Annotated in this window: 26 protein-coding genes; 5 read left to right on the forward strand and 21 right to left on the reverse strand. The window is 65.0% G+C overall.

What is annotated here, in order from left to right; all coding sequences use genetic code 11:
• Positions 1-18 precede the first annotated feature (18 nt).
• Both BRA1417_RS0124730 and BRA1417_RS0124735 read left to right on the forward strand, forming a co-directional pair.
• A complete protein-coding gene (locus BRA1417_RS0124730) occupies positions 19-432 on the forward strand; it encodes a GFA family protein (protein ID WP_027518111.1) in 414 nt (137 codons plus the stop codon).
• A gap of 29 nt (positions 433-461) precedes the next feature.
• Entirely contained in the window at positions 462-1,640 is a 1,179-nt protein-coding gene (locus tag BRA1417_RS0124735; protein ID WP_027518112.1) for an aminotransferase class V-fold PLP-dependent enzyme, read from the forward strand.
• Between the two features lie 17 nt (positions 1,641-1,657).
• On the opposite strand, the gene BRA1417_RS0124740 is transcribed toward BRA1417_RS0124735, so the two are convergent.
• The 6 genes from BRA1417_RS0124740 to yajC are packed head-to-tail and all read right to left on the reverse strand — an operon-like array spanning position 1,658 to position 7,323.
• Positions 1,658-2,902: a threonine ammonia-lyase gene (locus BRA1417_RS0124740; RefSeq protein WP_027518113.1), complete on the reverse strand. Its 1,245-nt coding sequence runs from the start codon at positions 2,900-2,902 to the stop codon at positions 1,658-1,660.
• 45 nt (positions 2,903-2,947) lie between these two features.
• Positions 2,948-3,811: a phytoene/squalene synthase family protein gene (locus BRA1417_RS0124745; protein ID WP_027518114.1), complete on the reverse strand. Its 864-nt coding sequence runs from the start codon at positions 3,809-3,811 to the stop codon at positions 2,948-2,950.
• On the reverse strand, positions 3,808-4,191 hold the full coding sequence (locus BRA1417_RS0124750) for an Mth938-like domain-containing protein (protein WP_027518115.1): 384 nt from the start codon (positions 4,189-4,191) through the stop codon (positions 3,808-3,810). Before BRA1417_RS0124750 ends, BRA1417_RS0124745 begins: the two co-directional genes overlap by 4 nt.
• A gap of 60 nt (positions 4,192-4,251) precedes the next feature.
• A complete protein-coding gene (gene secF, locus BRA1417_RS0124755; protein WP_027518116.1) occupies positions 4,252-5,277 on the reverse strand; it encodes a protein translocase subunit SecF in 1,026 nt (341 codons plus the stop codon).
• 16 nt (positions 5,278-5,293) lie between these two features.
• Positions 5,294-6,898 carry a protein translocase subunit SecD gene (gene secD, locus BRA1417_RS0124760; RefSeq protein ID WP_027518117.1) on the reverse strand — a complete coding sequence of 535 codons (1,605 nt, stop codon included), beginning with the start codon at positions 6,896-6,898 and terminating at the stop codon, positions 5,294-5,296.
• 47 nt (positions 6,899-6,945) lie between these two features.
• Positions 6,946-7,323 carry a preprotein translocase subunit YajC gene (gene yajC / locus BRA1417_RS0124765; RefSeq protein ID WP_027518118.1) on the reverse strand — a complete coding sequence of 126 codons (378 nt, stop codon included), beginning with the start codon at positions 7,321-7,323 and terminating at the stop codon, positions 6,946-6,948.
• A gap of 180 nt (positions 7,324-7,503) precedes the next feature.
• Here yajC and BRA1417_RS0124770 point away from each other — a divergent pair, with 180 nt between their 5' ends.
• The gene (locus tag BRA1417_RS0124770; RefSeq protein WP_027518119.1) at positions 7,504-8,508 is read left to right on the forward strand and encodes an ATP-binding protein; all 1,005 of its coding nucleotides are present in this window, start codon (positions 7,504-7,506) and stop codon (positions 8,506-8,508) included.
• 161 nt (positions 8,509-8,669) lie between these two features.
• Here the strand turns inward: BRA1417_RS0124770 and BRA1417_RS0124775 are convergent, their stop codons facing one another.
• Complete coding sequence (locus tag BRA1417_RS0124775) at positions 8,670-10,061, reverse strand: LysM peptidoglycan-binding domain-containing M23 family metallopeptidase (RefSeq protein WP_027518120.1); 1,392 nt, start codon at positions 10,059-10,061, stop codon at positions 8,670-8,672.
• Positions 10,062-10,170: 109 nt separating this feature from the next.
• Positions 10,171-10,821 (reverse strand): protein-L-isoaspartate(D-aspartate) O-methyltransferase, encoded by a 651-nt coding sequence (locus BRA1417_RS0124780; protein ID WP_027518121.1) that lies wholly within the window; start codon positions 10,819-10,821, stop codon positions 10,171-10,173.
• A 222-nt stretch (positions 10,822-11,043) separates the two neighbouring features.
• Here BRA1417_RS0124780 and BRA1417_RS0124785 point away from each other — a divergent pair, with 222 nt between their 5' ends.
• Positions 11,044-11,415: a response regulator gene (locus BRA1417_RS0124785; RefSeq protein WP_007590670.1), complete on the forward strand. Its 372-nt coding sequence runs from the start codon at positions 11,044-11,046 to the stop codon at positions 11,413-11,415.
• 24 nt (positions 11,416-11,439) lie between these two features.
• Here BRA1417_RS0124785 and surE read toward each other — a convergent pair whose 3' ends face one another.
• The 12 genes from surE to BRA1417_RS0124845 all read right to left on the reverse strand — a co-directional run bounded on the left by surE (position 11,440) and on the right by BRA1417_RS0124845 (position 23,600).
• Positions 11,440-12,207 carry a 5'/3'-nucleotidase SurE gene (gene surE / locus BRA1417_RS0124790; protein ID WP_027518122.1) on the reverse strand — a complete coding sequence of 256 codons (768 nt, stop codon included), beginning with the start codon at positions 12,205-12,207 and terminating at the stop codon, positions 11,440-11,442.
• Between the two features lie 105 nt (positions 12,208-12,312).
• On the reverse strand, positions 12,313-12,675 hold the full coding sequence (locus BRA1417_RS0124795; protein WP_027518123.1) for a hypothetical protein: 363 nt from the start codon (positions 12,673-12,675) through the stop codon (positions 12,313-12,315).
• A 94-nt stretch (positions 12,676-12,769) separates the two neighbouring features.
• Entirely contained in the window at positions 12,770-14,101 is a 1,332-nt protein-coding gene (gene serS / locus BRA1417_RS0124800) for a serine--tRNA ligase (protein ID WP_027518124.1), read from the reverse strand.
• Between the two features lie 198 nt (positions 14,102-14,299).
• Entirely contained in the window at positions 14,300-15,112 is an 813-nt protein-coding gene (gene tatC, locus BRA1417_RS0124805; protein WP_027518125.1) for a twin-arginine translocase subunit TatC, read from the reverse strand.
• Positions 15,109-15,678: a Sec-independent protein translocase protein TatB gene (tatB, locus tag BRA1417_RS0124810; RefSeq protein ID WP_027518126.1), complete on the reverse strand. Its 570-nt coding sequence runs from the start codon at positions 15,676-15,678 to the stop codon at positions 15,109-15,111. Before tatB ends, tatC begins: the two co-directional genes overlap by 4 nt.
• An 89-nt stretch (positions 15,679-15,767) precedes the next feature.
• On the reverse strand, positions 15,768-16,004 hold the full coding sequence (locus BRA1417_RS0124815; protein ID WP_007610722.1) for a twin-arginine translocase TatA/TatE family subunit: 237 nt from the start codon (positions 16,002-16,004) through the stop codon (positions 15,768-15,770).
• Positions 16,005-16,169: 165 nt separating this feature from the next.
• Positions 16,170-16,922, reverse strand: coding sequence for an SMC-Scp complex subunit ScpB (gene scpB / locus BRA1417_RS0124820; RefSeq protein ID WP_007590655.1), 753 nt, complete (start codon positions 16,920-16,922; stop codon positions 16,170-16,172).
• Positions 16,923-16,943: 21 nt separating this feature from the next.
• Positions 16,944-17,783, reverse strand: coding sequence for a ScpA family protein (locus BRA1417_RS0124825; protein WP_027518127.1), 840 nt, complete (start codon positions 17,781-17,783; stop codon positions 16,944-16,946).
• Positions 17,780-18,808 carry a beta-N-acetylhexosaminidase gene (nagZ, locus tag BRA1417_RS0124830; protein WP_027518128.1) on the reverse strand — a complete coding sequence of 343 codons (1,029 nt, stop codon included), beginning with the start codon at positions 18,806-18,808 and terminating at the stop codon, positions 17,780-17,782. The genes BRA1417_RS0124825 and nagZ overlap by 4 nt, the downstream gene beginning before the upstream one ends.
• Before the next feature lie 45 nt (positions 18,809-18,853).
• Positions 18,854-20,452, reverse strand: a complete 1,599-nt coding sequence (locus BRA1417_RS0124835; RefSeq protein WP_027518129.1) for an SPOR domain-containing protein — start codon at positions 20,450-20,452, stop codon at positions 18,854-18,856.
• A gap of 139 nt (positions 20,453-20,591) precedes the next feature.
• Positions 20,592-22,382, reverse strand: a complete 1,791-nt coding sequence (gene argS, locus BRA1417_RS0124840; protein WP_027518130.1) for an arginine--tRNA ligase — start codon at positions 22,380-22,382, stop codon at positions 20,592-20,594.
• A gap of 9 nt (positions 22,383-22,391) precedes the next feature.
• Entirely contained in the window at positions 22,392-23,600 is a 1,209-nt protein-coding gene (locus BRA1417_RS0124845) for a deoxyguanosinetriphosphate triphosphohydrolase (RefSeq protein ID WP_027518131.1), read from the reverse strand.
• 123 nt (positions 23,601-23,723) lie between these two features.
• On the opposite strand from BRA1417_RS0124845, the gene erpA reads away from it, so the two are divergent.
• Complete coding sequence (erpA, locus tag BRA1417_RS0124850) at positions 23,724-24,053, forward strand: iron-sulfur cluster insertion protein ErpA (protein ID WP_007610737.1); 330 nt, start codon at positions 23,724-23,726, stop codon at positions 24,051-24,053.
• Positions 24,054-24,062: 9 nt separating this feature from the next.
• On the opposite strand, the gene BRA1417_RS0124855 is transcribed toward erpA, so the two are convergent.
• Entirely contained in the window at positions 24,063-26,393 is a 2,331-nt protein-coding gene (locus BRA1417_RS0124855) for an ATP-binding protein (protein WP_027518132.1), read from the reverse strand.
• Positions 26,394-26,401: the final 8 nt, after the last annotated feature.

Here is a 26,401-nt window from a genome sequence, read left to right on the forward strand (position 1 = left end):
ACCAACCTGAGGCGATCAATGGCCAAAAAATACACCGCTCAATGCGCCTGTGGCGCCATCAAGTTCGAATTCAGCACCGATCCGTCCTTCATCGCCAATTGTCATTGCAACGACTGCAAGCGCGCTTCGGGCGGCGAGATGGCGACCTTCTTCGCGGTACCCGATGACGATTTCACGCTTCTCTGCGGCAAGCCGAAGGCGTTTCACTACATCGCCAATTCCGGCAAAGGCCTGGATCGCAATTTCTGCCCGGAATGCGGTTCGCGGGTCTTTACCACTAACCTCGAGAGCTTCCCCAAGACGGTCTTCGTCCAGTTGGGCAGCCTCGACCGGCCCGACCTCGTCGCACCGAAGCTCGAGATGTTCACCAAGCGTCGCATGTCGTGGAACACGCCGCTCAACCTGCCGCAGTTCGAGGAAATGCCGCACTGACGCGACGATAGTCCGAGCCGGAGATTGACTTGATCAACATCGAGCGAGTACGTGCCGACACGCCAGCCACTTCCAGGCTTGCGTATCTGCACAACGCGGGGGCGGCTCTCATGCCTGTCGCTGTCGCCGAAGCCATGAAGCAGCACATAGATCTGGAGAGCGAGATCGGAGGCTATGCGGCCGCCGACCGCGAGGCCCGCCGGCTTGATTCAGTCTACGGCTCAGTGGCGCGCCTGCTGAATGCCGCGCCCGATGAGATCGCCCTGATGGAGAACGCGACGGTTGCCTGGCAGATGGCGTTCTACGCGCTTCCGTTTCGCGATGGCGATCGGATCCTGACTGCGGAAGCGGAGTACGCGGCCAACTATGTCGCCTTTCTTCAGGTCGCCAAGCGAACAGGCGTCGCGATCGATATCGTGCCGAGCGATGCTAGCGGCGAGCTCGACCTCGACGCGCTCGAACGCATGATCGATGAGCGCGTGAAACTGATTGCGATCACCTGGGTTCCGACCAATGGCGGGCTGGTCAATCCGGCTGCAGCTGTCGGCAAGATCGCGCGGACGCACGGCATCCCCTATCTGCTCGATGGCTGCCAAGCAGTCGGACAGATGGTGGTCGACGTCGATGCCATCGGCTGTGACATGTTGTCGGCCACCGGTCGCAAATTCATCCGCGGCCCGCGCGGCACCGGTTTTCTCTACGTCCGCCGGGCGATGCTGCAGCGGCTCGAACCGCCGATGATCGACCACTTCGCCGCACCCTGGGTCTCGCGGGACGCTTATCGGCTGCGTGACGATGCGCGCCGTTTCGAGACCTGGGAGAACAACTACGCAGCCCGGCTTGGGCTGGGCGCGGCGGTCGATTATGCCCTCGATATCGGGATCGGCTCCATCGAGCAGCGTTGCCGCATGCTGGCCGACCGCCTCCGGGGCGGTCTTGCGTCCATTCGCGGCATCAGAATTCGCGACCTCGGACGCGCTCCGGGGGCCATCGTCAGCTTCACGGTGGAAGGGTGCGAGGCGGACGCGGTCGTCAGCGACTCGGCTGCAGCCGGCATCACGATCGGTGCTTCGGATCCGTCGAGCACGCGCATCGATGCCGAAATTCGCTCGCTGCCGCCGGTGGTGCGCGCCTCCCCGCATTACTACAATACGGAAGCCGAGATCGATCGGCTGATCGCCCATTTGGCAGGTTTGACGCCGCGATAGCGGCGGGCGTGCACAGCTCAGGTACAGCGCGCACTCAATCCGGATGCCCCAAGCTTCGCCATGACCTCGTCGAGATGGGCGCTGTCGCGGGTCTCGATCACCAATTGCAGCAACGTCGCCTTGGCCGGAAGATCCGAGAAGGTGCGCTGGTGCGAGACCTCGATGATGTTGGCGCCGGCCTCGGCCAGCAGTGCGGCGACCGCAGCCAACTGGCCGGGCCTGTCGGGGATGTCGAGCGACAGCTGGGTGAGCCGCCCCTCCCGCGCCAACTCGCGGGTCAGAACCGATGCGATCAGCCGTGTGTCGATATTGCCGCCGCTCAGCACCAGCCCGACCTTCTGGCCGGCGAAACGGGACGGGTCGGACATCAGCGCGGCGAGGCCGGCGGCGCCGGCGCCTTCCACGACCGTCTTCTCGATCGAGATCAGGGTCGCCACCGCGCGCTCGAGCTCGGCTTCGTTGACGAGTGCAATGTCGTCGACGAGGCGGCGGACGATTTCGGCCGTAATCTTGCCGGGCGACTTCACCGCGATGCCTTCCGCGAGCGTGTCGCCACGCGCCGGCAGATTGCCGTCATGGATGGCGTTGTACATCGAGGGGTATAGCCAGGCCTCGACGCCGAGGATCCGCAGTGACGGCTTGATCGATTTCGCAGCAATGGCGATCCCGCTGATCAGGCCGCCGCCGCCGATCGGGACGACCAGCGTATCGAGCTCCGGCACGGCCTCGAGTATTTCCAGCCCGACCGTGCCCTGCCCCGCGATGACAAGCGGATCGTCATAGGGATGAACGAAGATCATGCCGCGGGCTTCGCCGTGGCTGCGCGCATACGCAGCCGCCTCCTCCAGCGTGGCGCCCGTCACGACCACCTCTGCACCGTGATGCCTGGTGTTTTCGACCTTCACCATGGGCGTGCCGACCGGCATGACAATGGTGGCGGGAATGCCGAGCCGCTTGGCGTGATAGGCGACACCCTGCGCGTGGTTACCCGCCGACATAGCGACGACGCCGCGCGCGCGCTCCTCCGGCGTCAACGCGGCGAGGCGGTTGAGCGCGCCGCGCTCCTTGAACGAGGACGTGAACTGGAGGTTCTCGAATTTCAGCCAGATGTCGCAGCCGCAGATATTGCTCAGCGTGCGACTGTAGCTACAGGGCGTCTGGACGACCGCGCCGCGGATGGTCGCGGCGGCGGCATAGATGTCATCAGGTGCGACCGGAAGGCCGCTGAGATCAGAGGAGATGCTTTGCGACAACTCAGCCATAGGACAGCATAGGGCATTTGACAGTTTGAGGCGATAAGCCAACCGCTATTTGGTAAATTCCCGCGAACGTGAAGCCCGCCAAAGCGTCCAGAGCGTACGCAGCCGCGATGACGGTTGCGGCGCAAATGGATCACGCCCGGGCTGCGAGAGGCGCTTGAGGTCGGCCCGCGCTTGTCCGAGCGGAAGGAACGCTGGACGAACTGATAGCGGCACCTCCACCAGCAGCGACAAGGCCGTCGTCAAATGTTGCTGCGCCTCGCCCGAGAGTTGCTCCAGCGTGGCGCGCAAGTTTGGCGTCTCCTTGCCGGCGAAGACGTCTTCCACGTCGCAATCGTGGCTCGCCAGCACCTGCTGCGGCAGGAACAATTGCCGGCGCGCCGCATCGCGCGGCAGATTGGCGATGACCTCTACGATGCCCTGCGCCAGCCCGGCATGGCGGGCGAGATGCTCGGCCGCCTCCGATGGTGGTCCCATGATCCGGGCGGCGAGATCGAACAGCGCCGATGAGGTCGCCGCGAGGTAGCCCTCCAGCGCCGTCATGGTCGGCATCGGATCGTTGTAGAGATCGAATTGATGCTCGTCGGCGAGCAGCGACAGCGGGGCGACCGGCAGGTCGAAATCACGGATTGCGCGGAGCAGCTCCGCCGCCACCGGATTGCCCTCGGCGCTGCCATGGAACTGGCCCGACAGCATGTCGGTCCACCATTGCAGGCGGATTTCACCAGGCAAGGGCTGGCTTACCTGGTCGCGGACGCGGACGATCTCGACATTGAAGGCATAGAGCGCCAGCAGCCCGCGGCGCTCGGCAGCAGGCGCGAACAGGGTCGCGGCATAGCGCGAGAAGTCGTGACTGCGCACGAGGTCAGCGCAGAACGCGGCAGAATCCGCCGGCGGCGCGGAGCCGCTCATGGCACAGCGATCAGCGCGGCGGCGACGCGCCGCCGTTCGCCGATCATGATGTTGTAGGTCCGCACGGCGGGACCGGTCTGCATCGTATCCAGAACCACCCTCGCCGCTTTAAGCGCCTGGCGCAGGTCCGGCGGCGGCAGCCAGACCCCGGTTCCAGTGCCAATCAGGAGCGTGTCGATGCTGTTGGCGGACTTGAAGACCCGATCCAGCGAATAGCGGTCGATCTTCGTGGGGTCCGTTATGTCCCAGGCCCAGATCGCGTCGGGCAGGCAAAGCAGCGATCCCCGATGCGACATGCCGGCAAAGGCAAAGCCGCCTTTGCCATAAGCTTCGATCGGCGCCGAGCGTGGGAAATGCGGTGCGTTGGGATCGCCGGCCATGAGCTTCGTCCGAATGAGCTTACTGCCCTCGCAAACTCCTGCGAGGGCATGCGGTTCGGATCATGCCTTGCTTTTCTTCGCCGGCGTAGCCTTATCGACCGCATCTTCGCGATGCTCGCCGACGCCGAGATAGATCAGGATCGGGGCCGCAATGAAGATCGAGGTATAGGTGCCGACCAGCACCACGCCGAACATCATCACCGCGGTGAAGCTGTGGATGGCATGGCCACCGAACAGCAGCAGAGCCAGCAGCGCCAGCGTCACCGTGAAGTGGGTGATGATCGAGCGCGACAGCGTCGAGTTGATCGATTCGTTGAGGAGCTGCGGCATCGGCATCTTCTTGTAGCGCCGCAGCATTTCACGGATGCGGTCGTAGATGACGACGGTGTCGTTGAGCGAATAGCCCAAAATGGTCAGAAGCGCCGCGATGCTGGTCAGGTCGAAATCGACCTGGCTGATCGACATGAAGCCGATCGTCAGCACGATGTCGTGCACGTTGGCGATCATGGCGCCGAGCGCGAACTGCCACTCGAAGCGGAACCAGAGATAGACCAGGATCGAGACGATCGCCAACATCAGGCCGAGCATGCCGTAGCTCAGCAGTTCGCCGGAGACACGCGGCCCCACCACCTCGACGCGGCGATAGTCCACGGAGTCGCCGAGGGCAGCGCGAACCTTGTCGACGGCTGCCTGCTGCGCCTTGTCGCCGCCCGGCTGCTCGGCAACGCGAAGCAGCACGTCGGCGGGGCCGCCGAATTGCTGCAGCTGGACTTCGCCGAGGCCCAGACTGCCGAGGGTGGACCGCATCTGCGCAATGTCCGCCGTGCCCGACTTGGCACGCACCTCCATCAGGGTGCCGCCCTTGAAGTCGATACCGAAATTCAGGCCGTGCGTGAAGAACAGCACGATGGCGAGGATCGAGAGCGTCGCCGAGATCGGGAACGAGATGCGGCGGAACTGGGTGAAGTCGAAATGCGTGTCATCCGGCACGATGCGCAGCGACGGCAGCAGCCCGAGCACGCTGACCACGGTCAGCACAGCAATGACGACGCCGAGGGAGATGAGAACGATTTGAGTAGTGGTCACAGCCGGCCTCGAATGGTCAAATCGGCACGGTCTTCGGCCGCTTCCACTGCACCCACCATGCGACGATCAGGCGGGTCATTGTGAAGGCGGTGAAGACGGTGGTGATGATGCCGATGCCGAGCGTCACTGCGAAGCCGCGCACCGGACCGGTGCCGATCATGAACAGCACTGCAGCGGCGATGAAGGTGGTGATATTGGAGTCGAGGATGGTGGCAAGCGCCCGCTTGAAGCCTGCGTCGATCGCCGATATCGGGCTTCTCCCGCCGCGTAATTCCTCGCGGATGCGCTCATAGATCAGCACGTTGGAGTCGACCGCGATACCGACCGTTAGCACGATGCCGGCGATGCCCGGCAGGGTCAGCGTGGCGCTGAGCAGCGACAGCAGGCCGAAGATCATGGCGACGTTAATACAGACCGCGATGTTGGCGAAGACGCCGAACAGCCGGTACGTCAACAGCATGAATACGACGACCATGATCGAACCGACATAGGCGGCAAGTTCGCCCTTCTCGATCGAGTCCTGGCCGAGGCCCGGGCCAACGGTGCGCTCCTCCACGACAGTCAGTGGCGCCGGCAGCGCGCCGGCGCGCAGCAGGATCGCGAGATCGTTGGCCGACTGCACGGTGAAACTGCCGGAGATCTGGCCCTGGCCGCCGGTGATCGGCTCGCGAATGACCGGCGCGGAGATCACCTTGTTGTCGAGAATGATCGCGAAGCGCAGCCCGACATTCTCCTGCGTGGCCTGCGCAAACTTGCGCGCGCCCGAGCTATTGAACTTGAAACTGACGACCGGCTCATTGCTACGCTGGTCGAAGGTCGCCTGGGCGTCGGTTAGGTCGCCGCCCGCAACCAGCACCTGCTTCTTGACCACCTCGCCGGGCGGCGGCGGCGAGGCGTTCGGCAGATACTCGGTGTCCGGCGGCAACGTGCCCTGCTGCGCCTGGTCCGGCGGCACCGAGGGATCGACCATGCGGAATTCCAGCTTCGCAGTCTTGCCCAGCAGCTCCTTCAGGCGGGTCGGATCCTGAAGGCCGGGGACCTGCACCAGGATGCGGTCGTTCCCCTGACGCTGGATGATTGGCTCGACGGTGCCGAGCTCGTTGACGCGCTTCTCGACGATCTGGATCGACTGCTCGATGGTCTTGCGCAAACGGTCGAGCATCGCGCCCTGCGGGATGCTCAGGCGGATCAATCCGCCCCCGGCGTCAGTCACTTCGAGGTCGCGCTGACCGCTGGATCCCATCAGGCCGCCGAGCGGCTGGGCCAAATCGCGCAGCTTGGCCAGCGCCGGCTGCTGGTCGGTTTCCTTGGTGATGCGAACCTCGACCGCGTCGTTGCGCACGGTGACGCCGCCGGTAAAGCCGATCTTGGCCTCGCGCAGCACGCGACGGACGTCGTCGCGGATCTGATCGAGCTTTTCCTTCTTCACATAGTTGGAATCGACCTCGAGCAGCAAAGAGGAGCCGCCCTGGAGATCGAGGCCGAGCACGAGCTTCCGCTGCGCCCAGGCGGGCCAGGTCTTGACCTGCGCTTCGGAGAAGAAGTTCGGGACCGCGCAGAGGCACACGATCAGCGCCGTCAGGATAATCCCGAGCGCCTTCCACCGCGTGAAATACAACATCGACTGGACCTGTCAGATCAGGGGATTTCAGAGACTCGCGGAAGCGCTCACTTCGCCGCCGCGTCGTCCTTGGCGCTATCCTTGGCGCTTTCCTTGGATTCCTTCGCCGGCTCGCCCTTGGCGCGCACGCCGGAGACCATCGAGCGCATCTGCCGCACGCGCACGCCATCGGCGATCTCGAACTCAATCTGGTCGTCGTCGACGACCTTGGTGACCTTCCCGACGAGACCGCCCGAGGTCACGACGGTGTCGCCGCGGCGAATGTTCTTCACGAGGTCGGCGTGGTCACGGACCTTCTTCTGCTGCGGACGCAGAATCAGGAAGTACATGATCACGAAGATCAGGGCGAACGGCAGCAGCGACATCAACATGCCGCTGGTGTCGCCGGCGCCCGCAGCCTGGGCATACGCAGGGGTAATCAGCATTCGGACGATCCTCGTGAGAACGGGGGAAAACCGGTCAGGCCCAAATGGCGACCGGTTCGGTCAAATTCGCGCGGACTATAGCGGCCATTGCCCCAATTGCAACGCTGCCAGACCGCCCTTTTAGCCACCTTGCGGCGCGCGCTCAGGCCCGATAAGGCTGCATTCTCAGGAACTTCGGACATGCCCCAAAAACCAAGCAAAAGCCCGGCCGGCAAAGGCCCCCGCACCCCTGCCACGAAGCCAGCCCGCGTCGCGGCAAAACGTCCCAAGGCAGCCCTCAGGGCAGCTTCCAAGACCATTTCCAAGGCGAACCAAAACGTCTCCCAGGAGCGCATCGTTCGCGCGCTGGAGACGATTGCGGCGCACCTCTCCGCTCAAGGCAAGCCCGCCGCCGAACGCGAATCGTTCAAGCAGGCTGACGCTTTCGTCTGGCATCCGGACGGCCGCCTTGCGGCGGTGCCGCGCGTCAGCCGCGTCGAACTGTTCCTGCTCAAGGGCGTCGACCGGATGCGCGACATCCTGATGGAGAACACCGAGCGCTTCGCCAACGGACTGCCCGCCAACAACGCGCTGCTCTGGGGTGCGCGCGGCATGGGCAAGTCGTCGCTGGTGAAAGCGGCGCATGCCAGCACCAACGCGGAGCGCAAACCGGCCGACAGACTGAAGCTGATCGAGATTCATCGCGAGGACATCGAGAGCCTGCCGGCCCTCATGGAGCAGCTTCGCGCCTCGTCCTTCCGCTTCATCGTGTTCTGCGACGATCTCTCGTTCGACGGCAATGATGCGTCCTACAAATCGCTCAAGGCGGTGCTCGAAGGTGGCATCGAGGGTCGGCCGGAGAACGTCATCCTCTACGCCACCTCCAACCGTCGCCATCTGCTCGCGCGCGAGATGATCGAGAACGAGCGCTCGACCGCGATCAATCCCGGCGAAGCCGTCGAGGAGAAGGTCTCGCTGTCGGATCGCTTCGGTCTCTGGCTCGGCTTCCACCGCTGCAGCCAGGACGAATATCTCGCCATGGTGCGGGGCTATTGCAGCCATTTCGGCGTCAACGTCGACGATGACGCGCTGGAGCGCGAGGCCCTTGAATGGTCGACGACGCGCGGCTCGCGCTCGGGCCGCGTCGCCTGGCAGTTCGTGCAGGAGCTTGCGGGACGGCTCGGCGTGAAGCTGACGGCGACGTAGCGAGCTGCCGCCACTCCCTCACCTGTCATTCCCCGCGCAGGCGGGGAATCCAGTATTCCAGAGACGGGTTTGATCGATCGAGACGCTGCGGCGTACTGGATCGCCTGGTCGAGCCGGGCGACGACACCGCGTTTGTGGCGATGGCGTGCCCTACTCCGAGCTCACGCGCCGTTCAGGAATTGAAGCGGGTCAACCGGGCTCGATCCCTTACGGATCTCGAAGTGGAGCTGCGGCGACGCCACCTCCCCGGATTGACCCGACTTGGCAATGACCTGGCCGCGCTTGATGGTATCGCCGCGCTTCACCATCAGCTCACTCGCATGGGCATATGCGGTGACGTAGCCGTTGGAGTGCCGAACCAGGACGAGATTGCCATAACCTTTCAGCTCGTTGCCGGAATAGGCAACGACACCGTCTTCAGCCGCCTTGACCGGCGTACCCTCGGGCACCGCGAGATTGATGCCGTCGTTGGACTTGCCGTTGGTCTTGGCGCCGTAGCTCGTGACCACCTTGCCGCGCACCGGCCAGCGGAAGGTCGGCAGCGCGCTGGTGGTCTCCGCAGCTTTCGCCGGAGCTTCAGCGGCCTTGTCTTCGACATTCGCCGTGGCTTGGGCCAGGCGCGCACTCTGCACCGGCGCGGCGACGGCCGCCATCTTGGTGGCGGGCGCAGGTGCGGCCGCAACCGGCTGTAGCGTCCCGGCGACGGGAGCGGCTCCGACCGGAGCCGCGGCAAGCGGTGCTGCGACAGCGGCGGTCTTGGCGCCGGGCACGGCCAGCCGGGCGCCGAGCTTGAGTTTTGCAGAGGGATCGAGACCGTTGGCGCGGGCCAGTTCGGCCGCCGAGATATGGTTCTTGCGGGCAATGCTGGCGAGCGTGTCGCCGTGGTTCACGAAGTGCGTGCTCGACGGCGCTGCAACGGCCGCAACCGGCCTCGCAGCAGGCGCCAGCGCGGGGGCAGCGGCAACGGGAGCAATGAGCGGCGCGGGCGCAGCGGCCGTAGCCTGGTGCGGAATGATCAGTTGCTGGCCGGGCGAGAGCGCGCGCGGCCCCTTGTAGCCGTTGGCGGCGAGGATCGCCTGCGGCGTGACGCGATAGCGTTTGGCAAGCAGGTCGAGCGTATCGCTGGTGCCGACGATGATCTTGGTTCCACCGACCGGCTGGGCGGCTGCAACCGAGCGCGGCGGCACGGTGGCCGTGGTCTCGAGATGCGGCTGCGCCGGGGGCGCGTAGGAGCCGACACCGCGGCCGCCTCCGGACACACCGCCTGCCGCAACGGGGTAGGATTGCGGCGCGGACACCGCCGGCGGCAAAGGCTGCGACTGATAAGAACCGGGCTGCGTCTGCGGCCGCGAATATTGCGGCAACTCACGCTGCGGCGGCGGTGCCTGCTGCACCGAACCGGTCGATTCCTGCGCGAAGGGATTGGAGAAATTCGACTGGGACATGCGCGACGACATGTCGGCGCTGCACCCTGCGAAGCTGAAGGAGATCAGCGCCAGCACCGCGACCTGCGGCACACGGCGCGAGTAAAGCAACTCGGCGGCAACGGACATGGTTACTCACTCGTACGCAACAGAACTGGTGTTTTAAGTAAACACGCGCCGAGTAAATAACGGCTTAACCCTCCCAATAAGATGTTGGCAGCACAGCCAATCCGGAATTCTACAGCTCCCGCGCCACCCCGGGCAGCGCCGGCACGAACCGAACCTCGACGAGTTCCTTGCGCTCGATCCCGGCTTCGGTCCGGTTCAGGCGGATCAGCGTCTGCACCCCCTGATGCGGGCCGACGGGCGCGATCAGGATGCCGCCCACCTCCAGCCGCTCGACCAGGTTCTCCGGGAGCTGCTCCATCGCGGCCGTGACGATGATGCGGTCGAACGGGCCGATATTGGGAGGCAGATTGAGTCCGTCGCCCAGCATCACCTCGACGTTGTGATAGTTGAGCTTTTCAAGCCTGATACGTGCGGCATCCGCAAGCTTGCGGTAGCGCTCGACCGTCAACACCTGACCGGCGAGCCGCGACAGCACCGCCGCCTGGTAGCCCGAGCCGGCGCCGATCTCGAGCACGCGGTGCTTCTTCTGAAGCTGGAGCTGCTCGGTCATGTAGGCGACGACGAAGGGCTGGCTGATGGTCTGCCCGCAGGCGATCGGGAGCGCGCTGTCGCGATATGCGCCGTCGCGATCGGCGTCGTCGACGAATTGATCGCGCGGCACCTCCTCCATGGCCCGCAGGACCGCTTGGTCGCTGATGCCCCGACGCCTCAGCGTGAGCTGAAACATCATCTTTTCCGGCGGGTGCTGATGGGAGGTCATTGCCTGCTTGTGCTGTTTTTTGGGGTCCGGGATGTCAACCTGGGGCGCGAGATTCCTGTTCCGGCTCAGGGAACCCATGATAGGCTTCGGATGGCGTAGTTGACCACAAATTGGCTTGCAACGGGCGAGCCGTGATGGCCATTTTCAGGCATCCGTCGAAACGCGCATTGCGTCGATTCATGTTATCTGCGAACGTTTTTGGCGATGGGCAAGGACTCGACCATGACCGCGACGGGGCTTACCGGCCGCTCTGTATTCCTCGTCGAAGACGAGGTGATGATCAGGATGATGGTCGCGGACATGCTCGAAGAGCTTGGCTACAAGATCGCGGCCGAGGCTGGCGACATCACCGAAGCCATGCGGCTCGCCCAGGCAACCGAGTTCGACATCGCCATTCTCGACGTCAACGTCAACGGCAAGGTCATCTCGCCCGTCGCCGATGTCATCAAGGCGAAGGGCTGCCCGTTCATCTTCGCCACCGGATACGGCTCCTCCGGCCTGCCCGAGCAGTACCGCGATCGGCCGGCGCTTCAGAAGCCATTTCAGCTCGACGCCCTCGGCAAGACCATCGAAGCCGCGCTTCGCGGCGGCTAGACCAGGCCCCGTTCCAGGTCGGACTTACCTCAGCATCGCACTCAGCGCCTCGGAAAACGCCTCGTTGGTGCGGTCGAGCCGGAGCGGCGTGACGGAGACGTAGCGTTCGCGGAGCGCCGCGAGATCGGTGCCGTCGGCCGGCGTATCCATCATCGCGGTGCGCTCGAAGCCGATCCAGAAATACGGATTGCCACGGCCGTCCCTGCGCTCGTCGATCTTGAGGAAGCCGAGATTGCGCTTGCCCTGCCGCGTCACCCGAATGCCCAGCACATCCTCCGGCGCGCAAGCCGGGAAGTTGACGTTGATGACGGTGTCCTTCGGGATGCCGGCGGCGATCACCTTGCGCAGGATATCGGGCCCGAAGTTGCGCGCAGTGTCCCACAGCGGCCGGTCGCGGGTCTCGACGCTGAATTCCTGCGAAAGCGCGAACGACGGCAGCCCCAGGATGGTGCCCTCCAGCGCGCCGGCGATGGTGCCGGAATAGACCACGTCTTCGGCGACGTTGCGGCCCTTGTTGACGCCGGACAGCACGACATCGGGCAGCTTGGCGCCGAGGATGTGGCGGGCGCCCATGATGACGCAGTCGGTCGGCGTGCCGCGCACCGCGAAATGCCGCGGACCCACCTCGCGCAGGCGCAGCGGATCGTTCAGCGACAGCGAATGCGACACGCCGGACTGGTCGAGCTCAGGCGCGACCACCCAGACGTCATCGGACAATGCGCGCGCGATCTCCTCGAGGACCTTGAGGCCGGGGGCATGGATGCCGTCGTCATTGGTGCAAAGAATGCGCATGGGAAAGGTCGATTCCTGAAGCGGGTCTGAGCCGTCTTATCCGGCCGGGGCCGATCAGGCAAACCGGCCGGCTTGGGGCCGGCACCCGGTTGCCGGCTTGGTCGGTTATCGGCGAACGCGCCATTGCGGCAGGAAGCGCGCCAGCCGGCCCTCCGCATGCAGCTTCATCGCCGGCACGACCGGGCTCACGATCGGCGCCTCGATGACGCCGAGCGCCTCCAGCTGTGCGACGAACGGGTCCGCCACCGGCGCCTGCGGAAAGCGTTCGCGCGCCAGCGACAGTGCTTGGTCGAAATCAGCTGCATTCACACCAGGCTTGGCCCGCCGGCTCTGGACGAGATGATCGTCCCAGAGCCGCGTGATATCGATGTCGAGCACGCCACGCAGCCGCTGATCGACAGCCTGGATGCCGGCACCCGTCACCGCCCATTGTCTGCCGACCCAGAAGATGTCGCGGTGCAAGGCCATGAACGATCGGTTCGCGTTGTCGGGTGGCCGGCAGGATAACCGGCCGCCCGATCTTCGCAACCAAACGTTTCTCCGTTTCAGATTGGCAGCACGCCTAGTCGCGTGCGACCACCTTCAGCCCGCCCATATAGGGCTGGAGCACGCTGGGGACTGCAATCGAGCCGTCCTCCTGCTGATAGGTCTCCATCACGGCGATCAGCGCGCGGCCGAGCGCGGTGCCGGAGCCGTTGAGCGTGTGCACGAACCGCGGCTTGCCATCGGGGCCGCGCGAGCGCGCGTCCATCCGGCGGGCCTGGAAATCGCCGCACACCGAGCAGCTCGAGATCTCGCGGAATGCCCCGCCGTCGCCCTGGCCGGGCATCCAGACCTCGATGTCATAGGTTTTTTGCGACGAGAAACCCATATCCCCGGTGCACAGCGTCATCACGCGGTAATGCAGCTCGAGCCGCCGCAGCACTTCCTCGGCACAGGCGAGCATGCGCTCGTGCTCGTCCTTGCTCGTCTCCGGCGTCGTGATCGAGACCAACTCGACCTTGGTGAACTGGTGCTGCCGGATCATGCCTCGGGTATCGCGCCCAGCGGCGCCCGCCTCCGCGCGGAAGCACGGCGTCAATGCGGTGAGCCGCATCGGCAACTGCTTCTCGTCGAGGATGGATTCGCGGACGAGGTTGGTGAGGGCAACCTCGGCGGTCGGGATGAGGCCGAGACGCTCGGTGCGGAGCCGCTCATGGTCGGGCTCGGCGAGCAATTCGCCCTTAATCGCCCAGAACTGGTCGTCCTCGAATTTCGGCAATTGTCCGGTGCCGAACATGATCTCGTTGCGCACGAGCAGCGGCGGATTGATCTCGGTATAGCCGTGCTCGTCGACGTGTAGATTCAGCATGAACTGACCGAGCGCGCGCTCCAGTCTCGCCAACCCCTTCTTGAGCACGACGAATCGCGCACCGGAGAGCTTTGCCGCCGTCTCGAAATCCATGTCACCGAGCGCGGCGCCGAGATCGTCATGGGGTTTTGGCGCGAACGCGTAGTTGCGCCTGTTGCCGAAGACATGGCGCTGCACATTGCCGTGCTCGTCGACACCATCGGGCACCTCGCCGAGCGGCAGATTCGGGATCGCCGCCAGCTCCTTGGCGAGCTCCTCGTCGGCAGCCTTCGCAGTCGCCTCGAGCTCCGGCATCGTGGTCTTGAGCTCGGTAACTTCCGCCATCAGCTTCGCTGCGCGAGCCTCGTCCTTCGCCTTCTTGGCGTCGCCGATTTCCTTGGAGGCCGCATTGCGCCGCGCCTGCGCCTGCTCGGAAGCCAGGATCGCCGCACGCCGGGTCTCGTCGAGCGCAAGCAGCGACGCCGACGTCGGCTTCAGGCCCCGTCGTGCGAGGCCGGCGTCGAAGGCTTGCGGGTTGTCGCGGATCGATTTGATGTCGTGCATGGCCGAGGTCCTGGGGCAGCGCGTAAACAAAAAACGGCAAACGTTGTCAGTTTACATCAGCGCGTCTCCTAGCACGGCTGTCATCATCCGCGAAGGCGGATGATCCAGTATTCCAGAGACGTCCGTGATTTCTCGATGGGCCGCGGCGTACTGGATTCCCCGCCTGCGCGGGGAATGACAGCGGAGGGTCGAAGCGCCCTACTCCGCCGGGTTGGCCGGCGTCGATACGTCAGTGCCGGTCGTGGCCTTTGAAGCTGCCACCTTCTTCTCCACAATTCCCACCGCGATGATCGAGCCCTCGTAGAGCGCGAGCAAGGGGATCGCGAGCGAGCACTGGCTGAGCACGTCGGGCGGGGTCAGAACGGCCGCGATGACGAAGGCAACGACGATGAAATAGCGGCGCTTCTCGCGCAGCATTTTTGACGTGACGATGCCGATGCGCCCGAGCAGCGTCAGTATCACCGGAAGCTGGAAGGCGATGCCGAAGGCAAAGATCAGCGACATCATCAGCGACAGATATTCGCCGACCTTAGGCAGCAGCTGGATCTGCGCGGTCTCGTCGCTGCCGGCCTGCTGCATGCCGAGCGAGAAGCGGACCAGCATCGGCAGCACGACGAAATAGACCAGTGCGGCACCCAACACGAAGAAGAACGGGGTCGCGACCAGATACGGCAGAAAGGCCTGCTTCTCGTGCTTGTAGAGGCCCGGAGCGACGAACTTGTAGATCTGCGTCGCGACGATCGGGAACGAGATGAAGCCGGCGCCGAACAGCGCGAGCTTGAGCTGGGTGATGAAATATTCCAGCAGCGCGGTGTAGATGAATTTCGAGTTCTCGGGACCCGCGACCCACACGAACGGCCAGACCAGCACGTTGTAGATCTGCTTGGCGAAGAAGAAGCAGAAGATGAAGGCAATGCCGAAGCCAAGGAGGGCCTTGATCAGTCGCGAACGCAGCTCGATCAAATGGTCCATCAGAGGAGCTTTGCTGGCCTCGATATCCGCGGCGCTCATGACGCTTTGGCGTCCTTGATCGCCTCGGCCGGCGCAGTGTCCTGGATGACCGAATCTTGCGTAACCGAACCTTGAGCGACCTGCGCCAGCTCGACCTCACGGGTGATGGCGAGCGGCTCGTTCACGGCGGCATGCGCCTCGGCTTCCACGAAGGTCTCGGACGTCGGCGCTTCCGGCGTGGTGGGCGTCGCCGGCGCTTCGCTTGAAGTCGCAAGCGCTTCGCTTGAAGTCGCCGGCGGTTCGACAGCGGCGGAGGTCTCGGCCGGCTTGTCCAGCGCATCGACGCGGAGCGCGTCGCTGACGTCCTTCTGGAGTGAGGTCATCAGATTGTTGCCGGCGAAGCCGGAAGCCGCTTCCTTGACCTCGTCAAAGCTCTTCTTGAGGTCGGCCATTTCGGCCTCGCGCATCGCTTCCTGAAACTGGCCCTGGAATTCGGCGGCCATCTTGCGCGCCTTGCCCATCCACTGTCCGACCATGCGCAGCACGCCCGGCAGCTCTTTCGGGCCGATGGCGATCAGGGCCACGACCCCGATCAGGACCAGTTCACTCCACCCGATGTCGAACATGAGGTCTTCCGTTCACGCCAGCAGCAAGCCGGCCCAATCCCTCGCGCGCAGGATCGGGGCCGCTACCCGCGTCTCGCGTGCTCTCTGGCTTAGACGGCCTTGCTGCCGACGTCGGACCGTGCCGCGGTCGGCGCGGCATTGTTGTGCTCGATGGACTTGGCCGGCTCGGGCTTGTCGGCGACCTTGTCGTCGTCCTGCATGCCCTTCTTGAACGCCTTGATGCCCTGCGCCACGTCGCCCATCAGATCCGAGATCTTGCCGCGACCGAACAGCAGCAGGACCACTGCGATCACCAGGACCCAGTGCCAAATGCTGAGTGAACCCATCCTGCAACCCTCCAAACGCGCATGGCCGGGGACCGGCCGACTTCACCGAAACCTAGGCTTGGCAGGTGTCAAAAACAAGGACCAAGGCAGCGCCAATTCGCTGTTGGCGCTACGTAATTTTGCTAGTGTTAACTGGTCGCAGGGGGCCAGTAGAAGGTTGGGGCGTCAGTCCTCGCTGCCGCCCTCGCCGCCCTCATTGCCGCCTTCCGGGGGCGTCTCGGGCTCGACCGCGGGCGCCAGCGCGAGATCAAGGTCCTCGCCCGGTTCCAGCGGATCCTCGTCCTCACGCAAAGTCGGGTCATCCGACGGCGTCGGCACGCTGAATCCGGTCGGCAGACGCGAATCCAGCAGGCCCGTGCCCTTCAGCTCCTCCAGACCCGGCAGATCGCCGAGCTGTTCCAGAGTGAATTGCGACAGGAAGTCCTCAGTGGTTCCGAAGGTCAAGGGACGGCCCGGCGTCTTGCGACGGCCGCGCGGCTTGATCCAGCCGGTTTCCAGCAGCACGTCCAGCGTGCCCTTCGAAGTGACGACGCCACGGATCTCCTCGATCTCGGCGCGCGTCACCGGCTGGTGATAGGCGATGATCGCCAGCACCTCGATCGCGGCGCGCGACAGGCGGCGGGTCTCGGTGCTCTCGCGGGTCATCAACCAGGCGAGATCGCCCGCCGTGCGGAAGGTCCATTTGTTGGCGACCCGCACGAGATTCACGCCGCGCAGCGAATAGTCGGCCTGCAACTGCTCGAGCGCAGCCTTCACGTCCACGCCCTCGGGCATGCGCTTGGCCAGCGTCGCGGTGTCCAGCGGTTCATTCGAAGCGAACAGCAGCGCTTCCAGCAGCCGCAATTCTTCGGGACGTGCCTGGGACTCGTTCTCCATCGGCTCGGCCTCTTCTACCCGCACTTCAGCCAGGCTTGCCATGGCAGATTCTCCTTGTTGCACTTAAGCGACCGGCGCATCGGGCGCAGGAGCTGCGTCCATGACCGGCTTGGGGCGCCCCTTCCGGAAATAGATGGGCGCAAACGCCTCTTTCTGATTCAGCTCGAGCTGACCTTCGCGCACCAGCTCGAGCGCGGCCGCGAAACTCGAGGCGAGCACCGTCGCGCGCTGCGTCGGATCGGCGACGTGCTGCAGCAGAAAATCGTCGAGAACGCCCCAATCGTCCTGCTCGCTGATGCTGCCGACAAGTCGCTCCAGCGTGGCGCGCGCCTCGGCGAGCGACCACACCGTGCGCTTGGCCAGATGCACGCTCGCCAGCACGCGCGACTGGCGCTGCGCGGCGTAAGCGGTGAGCAGGTCATAGAGCGTTGCGGTGTATTTCGGATGCCTGATCTCGGCGATCTGCTCGGGCTCGCCGCGCGGGAAGATGTCGCGCAGCAATTGCTGCCGGTTCATCAGCCGGTTGGCGGCTTCACGAATGGCCTCCAGCCGGCGCAGGCGGTTGGCGAGCGCCGTCGCCATCTGCTCGGCGCTCGGGCCTTCCGCACTCGGCGGCTCCGGCAGCAGCAGGCGCGATTTCAGGAAGGCGAGCCAGGCCGCCATCACGAGATAGTCGGCGGCAAGCTCGAGGCGGATCTTTCGCGCGGCTTCGATGAAGTGAAGATACTGGTCGGCGAGCGCCAGGATCGATATCTTGGCGAGATCGACCTTCTGCTGCCGCGCCAGTGCGAGCAGCAGGTCGAGCGGACCTTCATAACCCTCGACGTCCACCACCAACGCCGGCTCACCCTCGGCGAGCTCTGCGGGGCGCCCGGTTTCAAACGATAGGATTTCTGCGGTCATGCCGATGCCGTGTTTGCCCGTGCGATCAATGCGTCCAGTTCGGCGCGTGCGGCCGCGCGATCGAACGGCTGCGGTCCCTTGCGCGCCGCGAGCGCGGCCTTCGCCCGCTCCAGCGCCCTGCCCGCCAGTTCGGGTGTCTGGCCGGCGACCTCACGCATCTCCTCGATGTTGCCGTTGCAATGCAGGGCCATGTCGCAACCGGCCGCAAAAATCGCGCGGGTCCGCTCGGCGATATTGCCCGACAGCGCATTCATCGACACGTCATCACTCATTAACAAACCCTGGAACCCGATTGTGCCGCGAATCACCTCAGCGATCATTGTCGCAGATGTCGTCGCCGGATGGGCGGGGTCGACCGCGCTAAACACAACATGTGCAGTCATGGCCATCGGCAAATCCGCCAAAGGCTTGAACGCCGCGAAGTCGGTGCGATCCAGTTCGTCTCGCGACGTGTCGACCGTCGGCAGATTGAAATGGGTATCGGCCGTAGCTCGGCCATGGCCGGGGATGTGCTTGAGCACCGGCAGCACGCCGCCCTCTTCGAGGCCCTCGGTGACGGCGCGGGCGATCGCGGCGACCTTGCCCGGTTCGGTGCCGTAGGCCCTGTTCCCGATGACGGCGTCGGCGCCAGCCACCGGCACATCGGCCAGCGGCAAGCAATCCACGGTAATGCCGAGATCTGCGAGATCGGCCGCAATCAGCCGGGCGCTGAGGCGCGCGGCCGTCAGCCCGAGCGCCGAATCAGTATCGTAGAGGCCGGCGAAAATAGCGCCCGGCGGATAGACCGGCCAATGCGGCGGGCCCAGCCGCTGCACCCGGCCACCCTCCTGGTCGATCAGGACAGGGGCATCAGGAGAGCCCGCAACCGCCCGCAATTCCGCAACGAGTGCAGCAACTTGAGCCGGCGTCTCGACGTTGCGCTTGAAGAGGATGAAACCCCATGGGCGTTCGCTGCGGATAAACTCCCGCTCAGCGGCGGTTAGTTCCGTTCCGGAAACGCCGGTAATGAAGGCCCGCGTGCTCATACGGCCGATTAACCCCGACCCGCGAGAGGGTCAAGGAAACGGCCGTTAATTCCTCTGGACGAAGCAGGCAGACAGGCCAGCGGATTTCAAACTGTTGCAGGCCTGGTTCGCCTCTTCGAGCGAGCCGTAGGGCCCAGCGAAGGCGCGGTAGACGATTCCCTTGCCCTTATCGGTCAGGTCGACCCGCTTGACCACCGGTGCGCGGGAGCCAAGTACGCTGCCGTATTTGCCCTGAAGCACGCGGTAGGAGGCGTGAGCGCTATCCTCGGTCTGCTGCGAGGAGACCTGCACGACGTAACCGCCGCCACCGCTGCTCGCGGGCGCAATTTGCGTCGGATTGGTCGCAGCCATCCGCTGCTGCGGCTCCGCAGCCGGCGCCGATTGCGGCGCCAGCGAGAGCGGCTGATTGGCACTGGCATTGGCGGAGGTCGGCGGCGTGCGTGGTGGAGCCGGTGCCGCAACGGGCTTCGGGAGAGCTGCCGGCTTCGCGGCCGTGGCCGCTTGCGACGCGGTGGCGTCGGTCTGATCGCCCTTCACGGCCACGGTCCTAATCGCGCGCGGCGAATTGTTCGGCAGCGTGCCGTTGCTCGGATTCGGTCCCGCACTCGACAACGGAATGCTGGACGGCGAGACGCTTGCGACCGGCGGCGGGTTCGCGTTCTGGTTCAGCGGCGGGAACACCACGCGGGGACCTCCCGCCTTGGCGTTGACGTCGACAGGCGCCTCCTCGCGCGGCACGATCTTCTCGGCGCCATCTCCGGTGACCATGCGGTCCGGCACCTTGGCCGAGGAGTCCGACGGCGCCGGCACGATTTTGGTCGGCGTGTTGTCGGCCTTGATGATCGGCGGCTCGCCGCTGCGGGGTGAGCCCACATAGGTCTTGTAGGCGAACGCAGCGCCGGTGCCGACGACGGCAAGCGCCACGATCGCCGCGACCGTCATCATGCCGCCGCGCTGCTTCTTCGGCTCGTCGAGATCGGCCTCGGGATAATCGCTCTGGAACGCGTATGGATCGTCGGGATAGGCGGGATCGCGCTGATAGTCCTGCTCGCCCGCCTCCAGCCGTCCGTAGAGCGCATCGTCGTACCGCGCCGGATCGGGCTGCTGATAGGCTTGCTGCTGATAGGCTTGCTCTTGGTAAGCCTGATCGTGCTGCTGGTAGGCCTGATCCTGATAGGCAGGAGCTTGATAAGCAGGAGCTTGAAAGGCCTGATCCGGATAGGCCGGCGGCTGACGAAAATCAGGTTCAGGCTCGGGCGCAGTCGGCTGGGCTGAATAACGATGCAGTGGATGAACCGGGTTTACGGAAGCGGGATAGGCAAGCTCAGCTGGCGCCGTCTGCGGCTGCACATTGGCGCGCCGCATCCATGAGGGCGGTCCGGGCGGCGGCGGGGCCTGCTCGGCATAGTCCTGCTGGTCATCGTCCTGGCGATAGTCGTCCTGGCGATAGTCGTCGTGCTGATAGCTCTGGGCAGGCGCAGGTGCTGCAGGCGGGTGTGCGCCCGGCCGCCCTTGCGCTGCGAACGGATCGGTTTGCCCGATCAGGCGGGCAAGTTCGGCCAAGGGATCGCCGCTCCCATGCTGATCGCCACCGCGACCATAGTCATCGGAAGGAAACGGTCTGTCCTGATATCGTTCGGCCATCGTGATGATGCGTCCCTTCGGGAAAGCCGCGCGCCCCTCGACCAAGGCACGGCTTTCGACCCACAAGGCTTTCAACCAAGTCTAAGCGATCCGGCTTCTGCCGGTTACCCCCGAAATCCCTTAAGTAGTTCGCCCCAAACTACCGCATCTCGTCCGGAGCATGGACGCCGAGGATGGCGAGGCCCGATGCCAGGACAGAGACGACGCCCTGGACCATGGCCAGTCGCGCCTTCGTTAGATCTGCATCATTATTGATAATGAAGCGTAAATAGGGCAAATCGCGCCCCTTCGTCCAAAGTGCATGAAATTCGCTGGCTAAATCATAGAGATAGAAGGCAATTCGGTGCGGCTCGTGGGCGCTTGCGGCCGCTTCCAGCATGCGCGGAAAAATTGCGAGCCGCTTAAGAAGCTCGAGTTCAGCCGGGTCCGACAGCCGTTCCACCGCCGACTCACCAAGCCAGGCGATGCGCTTTGCCGCATCCTGAGGCAGTTCCGGAAACACCTCGGCCCGGGCGTTGCGGAAGATCGAATGGCCGCGGGCGTGGCCATACTGCACGTAGAACACCGGGTTGTCGCGCGACTGTTCCATGACCTTGGCGAGGTCGAAGTCGAGCACCGCGTCGTTCTTGCGGTAGAGCATCATGAAGCGGACGGCGTCCTGGCCGACTTCATCCACCACCTCACGCAAGGTGACGAAGTCCCCGCTCCGCTTGGACATTTTCACCGGCTCGCCGTTGCGCAGCAACTTCACGAGCTGGACGATCTTGACGTCGAGCGCCCCCTTGCCGGAGGTCGTCGCCTTCACCGCCGCCTGCATGCGCTTGATATAACCGCCATGATCGGCGCCCCAGACGTCGATCATCTCCGCAAAGCCGCGGTCGAACTTGTTCTTGTGGTAGGCGATGTCGGCGGCGAAGTAGGTGTAGGAATTGTCGGACTTGATCAGCGGGCGATCGACGTCGTCGCCATAGGCGGTCGCCTTGAACAGCAACTGCTCGCGATCTTCCCAATCCTCGGCCGGGGCCCCCTTTGGCGGCGGCAGACGGCCTAGGTAGATGTCGCCCTTGGCGCGCAGGAAATCGATGGTCTCGGCGACCTTGTTGTTGCCGGCGTCCTGCAGCGAGCGCTCCGAGAAGAACACGTCGTGGCGGATGTTGAGCGCAGCGAGATCGTCCTTGATCTCGTCCATCATCATCGCGATCGCCTTGGCGCGTACCGCCGGCAGCCACGCGCCCTCGCTCATGGCGAGGAGCTTGTCGCCGTGCTCTTTGGCCAGCGCCTGCCCAACGGGCTTCAGATAGTCGCCGGGATAAAGACCTTCCGGGATCGCGCCGATGTCCTCACCGAGCGCCTCGCGATACCTGAGGAACGCGGAGCGTGCGAGCACGTCGACCTGGGCGCCGGCATCGTTAATGTAATATTCGCGCGTGACGTCGCGGCCTGCGAACTCGAGCAGGCTCGCCAGCGCGTCGCCGAACACGGCGCCGCGGCAATGGCCGACGTGCATCGGTCCGGTCGGGTTGGCGGAGACATATTCGACGTTGACCTTGGAGCCGCCGCGGACGCGGCCGTAATCGGCGCCCTCGCGCAGCACGGTCCGCAGTGCCTCGGCCCATGCGGCCGGCTTCAGCGTCAGGTTGATGAAGCCCGGACCGGCGACGTCGACCTTCGTGATCAGCGGGTCCGCGCGCAGCCGTTCGGCGATCTGCTCGGCGAGATCGCGCGGCTTTGTCTTTGCCTCTTTCGCAAGCACCATGGCCGCGTTGGTCGCCATGTCGCCATGGGAGGCATCGCGCGGCGGCTCGACCACCACGCGCGAGAAATCGATGCCCTCGGGCCAGTTGGCTTCCGCCGCAAGCGCGCGGCAGACCGCGTGCACGCGTGCGAGCACGTCGGCGAACAGGTGCAGTGCTGAGGATGTGTCGGGCATGGGCGCCGCCTAACGCAAATCCGGGGTCGAGTCAAAGAGCCGCTGGTGCTCGGTCAGGGCGAAACGGTCGGTCATTCCTGCAATGAAATTCCCGATCCGCCGGGCCCGGTCGCCCTCGTTGTCCGCCTCCGCCCCGACCAGCCATTCCGGCGGCAGCTCGCCGGGCGATGTCAGGTATTTTGCGAACAGGTCGAACAGGATCTGTTCCGCCTCGCTCATCACCCGCATGACCCGCTTGTGGCGGTACATGTGCTGATAGAGAAAGCGCTTGATGGCAGCCTCCTCCTCGGCGACCGCGGCGGGGAACGCGATCAATGCCCGGCTCTGCTGGCGCACGTCCTGGGCGGATTGCGGTTTCACGGCGGCAAGGTTTGTCTGCGCCTCGGCGAACACGGCACCGATCAGGTGTGAGATCAGCTCACGCACCAGCTCGGCACCGCGCCTGACGTCTTCGAGATCGGGATAGTGCGCTGAAGTCTCGGCGATGATCTCCGCGGTCAGCGGCATCACCTTGAGGTCGTCGAGGTGAAACAGGCCGGCGCGCAGGCCGTCGTCGATATCGTGGGCATCATAGGCGATGTCGTCGGCGATCGCGGCGACCTGTGCCTCCAGCGAGGCGAAACTCCATAATTCGAGATCGTAGGCGTCGATGTAGTCGGCGATGCCGATCGGAATGCCGTGCTCGCGATAGCGCCCGACCGGCGCACCGCTGCGATCGGTCAGCGGGCCATTGTGCTTGACGATGCCCTCCAGCGACTCCCAGGTCAGGTTGAGCCCGTCGAATTCGGGATAGCGATGTTCCAGCGCTGCAACGACGCGGAGCGTCTGGGCGTTGTGGTCGAAGCCGCCGAAATCCTTCAGGCAGGCGTCCAGCGCCCGCTCGCCGGCATGCCCGAACGGCGGATGGCCAAGATCGTGGGCGAGCGCCAGGGTTTCCGTGAGGTCCTCGTCGAGCCCGAGCTGCCGCGCCAGCGCCCGGGCGATCTGCGCCACCTCCAGCGAATGGGTCAGTCGGGTGCGGTAGTGATCGCCCTCGTGGAACACGAACACCTGGGTCTTGTACTTCAGCCGGCGGAACGCGGTGGAATGGATGACCCGGTCGCAATCCCGCCGGAACGGGCTGCGGGTCCGGCTCGGCGGTTCCGCGACCAGCCGGCCGCGGCTGCGATCGGGATCGCAGGCATAGGGCGCGTGGGGGGCAGCCATTCCGACGGACACGGCGAATTTAGTCCCTATCCATTTGATTCTGCGTATGGTGGCACATAACTATGCCGGACGCGGGATACCAACTGAATTGGGCAGGCTACCTTCAGGTGACCGCGGGGCTATCGGAGACGAACGATGACGACTGACGTGACCATCAGTGACAAGGCCGCGCGCCGGATTGGGGAGATCCTCAAGGGCGAAGGGTCTGGCGCGATGCTGCGGATCTCGGTCGAGGGCGGCGGCTGTTCCGGTTTCCAGTACAAGTTCGACATCGACCGTGCCCGCACCGACGACGATCTCGTGATCGAGCAGGACAATGCGGTGGTGCTGGTCGATTCCGCCTCGCAGCCGTTCCTGGCGGGGTCGCAGGTCGATTTCGTCGACGACCTGATCGGCGCCTCGTTCCGCGTCAACAATCCGAACGCCACAGCGTCCTGCGGCTGCGGGACCAGCTTCTCGATCTGACGTCGCCGGCTAAGCGCCGGTGATCTGCCTTTCCTCGTCCGTCCAGTCCGACTCGACCGGCATCTGCTCTGGCTGAAGCGGAGCGTCCTCCGACACCCATTGGCCGTCCAGCGCACGCAGCAGCGCCGTGACCAGCGCGGGCTTGCGCAGCGGTTTGGCCAGGAAGTCCGACATGCCGGCCTCGCGGCAGATCCTGACGTCCTCGGGGAAGGCATTGGCGGTCAGCGCGACGATCGGCAAGGCCGCGAAGCGTCCGCCTTCGGCGCGGATCGCGCGGGTCGCGGCAAGGCCGTCCATCTCGGGCATGCGCACGTCCATCAGCACAATATCGTAATCGCCTTCGGACACGGCCGCGACGGCTTCGACACCGTCGGTCACCACGCGCAACTCGACGTCGAAGGCACCGAGCATCTTGCTCACGACCATGCGGTTGACGGCGTCGTCCTCGGCGACCAGCACCTTCAGCGGTCGGTCGAGGCCCGCGATGCGCGCCTTGAGATCGTCGGCTTCCTCGCGGCCTGCGTCGTGATCGGACGTTTGCACCTGGCTCCACGGCAGCACCAACGTGAAGCGGAAGGTCGAGCCTTCGCCCGGCGTCGAGGTGACGCCGATGGTGCCGCCCATCTGCTCGATGATGCGCCGGGAGATCGCAAGCCCAAGCCCGGTGCCGCCGAAGCGGCGGCTGATCGAGGCGTCGGCCTGGGCGAAGTCGGAGAAGAGCTGGGCGAGCTTCTCGGGGGCGATGCCGATGCCGCTGTCGGTCACGCTCCATTCGACGGTGGCGAGCAGATCGCGGCGGGCCTGACAGACAGCTGCGATCGTGACTTCGCCTGCGTCGGTGAACTTCACCGCGTTCGAGGCGAGATTGAGCAGGACCTGGCGGATACGCGCGACATCGCCGCGCAGCGTCGGCGGCAGGTTGGGATCGAGTTCGACCTTGACCACGAGCCCCTTGCTCTTGGCGCTCGCGCGCACCACGGTCGCCACTGCCTCGACCAGCGCCTGCGGCGCGAAGTCGATCACCTCGAACGCGAAGCGCCCGGCCTCGAGCTTGGAGAGGTCGAGGATGTCATTGAGGATGCGCTGGAGATTGTCACCAGACTCGCGGATCGTGGTGACGGCCTCGCGCTGTTCCGGATCAAGTTTTGTCTCCAGCAGCATGCTGGCAAGCCCGAGCACGCCGTTCATCGGCGTGCGGATCTCGTGGCTCATGACCGCGAGGAAATCCGATTTGGCGCGGCTCTCGGCCTCAGCCTTTTCCGCGCGCCAGCGCTCGGTCACGTCGCGGCCGAAGCCGCGATAGCCGAGGAATTGACCGTCGCGGTCGTAGGCCGGCTTCGCAGTGAGCGACCACAGCCGCGCCTCGCCGCCGGCGACGACCTTGAGGTTCATCTCGTGAAGCGGTTCGGCGTGCTCCATCAGGCCGACGACGTTGTAGGCCGCGCTCTTGTCTTCGGGGCACAGCATGTCGAGCACGTCGGCGAAATGCGCGCCCTTCAGCAGCGGCAGCGGCAGCTGTGCGACCGCGGCGAAGCGCTCGGGCACATCGACCAAATGCCCCTCGGCGTCGGTCTGCCACAGCCAGTCGCTGGCGTTCTCCTGAAAATCCTTCAGCAACAGCGAAATGATCTCGGTCTGCCGCTCGAGCTCGAGCTGGGCCTTGAGATTGCCGAGAAACAGATTGCCTTGGGAGACGATGTTGCGCGCCATGAAGAATGCGAACAGCAGCAGGAACACCGCGGTCACGAGATACGGCCCGGCGCCGCACGACAGCAACGCCGCGACGCAGGCGATCGTCGTCGTCGCGAGATAGACGAGGCCCGCGCGCGGGAAGGTCGAGAGCGTGAAGGCACCGCCGGACATCATACCGACCATCAGGCAGGCCAGGACGAGCTGGCCGGTCGGCTCGATGCGGCTGAACAGCGCGACCGGCAGCGTGCCCCAGATCGCGGCGAGGAAAAACGCCTGCCGCAACATCTGCCGCGCGGCGCGGGGCGAGGCTTCCTGCGGCGGGCTCTGGTGGGAGCGCCGCCACGCGCGCACCGCGAGCGAGGCGGCAGTCGCGAGGGTCATGCCCCAGATCGCGAGAAAGTCGTTCCAGCCCCTGCCCCAGAACAGAATCAGCACAACGGCGACGTTGAGCATGGTGACGGCCATCGTCACCGGGATCAAGCGTATTACCGCATCGATCTGCTTGGCGCGGATGCGGCTCAGCTCGCGCTCGCTGAGACCGGCGGTCAGGCCGTCCTCGATCTCGTAGCCTCCGAGCCAGTACAGGAACGCGCCGATCAACCCGTCGCGGGGCTCGGTTCGCTTCATGGATTTGTCGGGCCGTCCCATTCGAAAAC

It is taken from the genome of Bradyrhizobium sp. WSM1417 (assembly GCF_000515415.1).
Classification (GTDB): Bacteria; Pseudomonadota; Alphaproteobacteria; order Rhizobiales; family Xanthobacteraceae; genus Bradyrhizobium.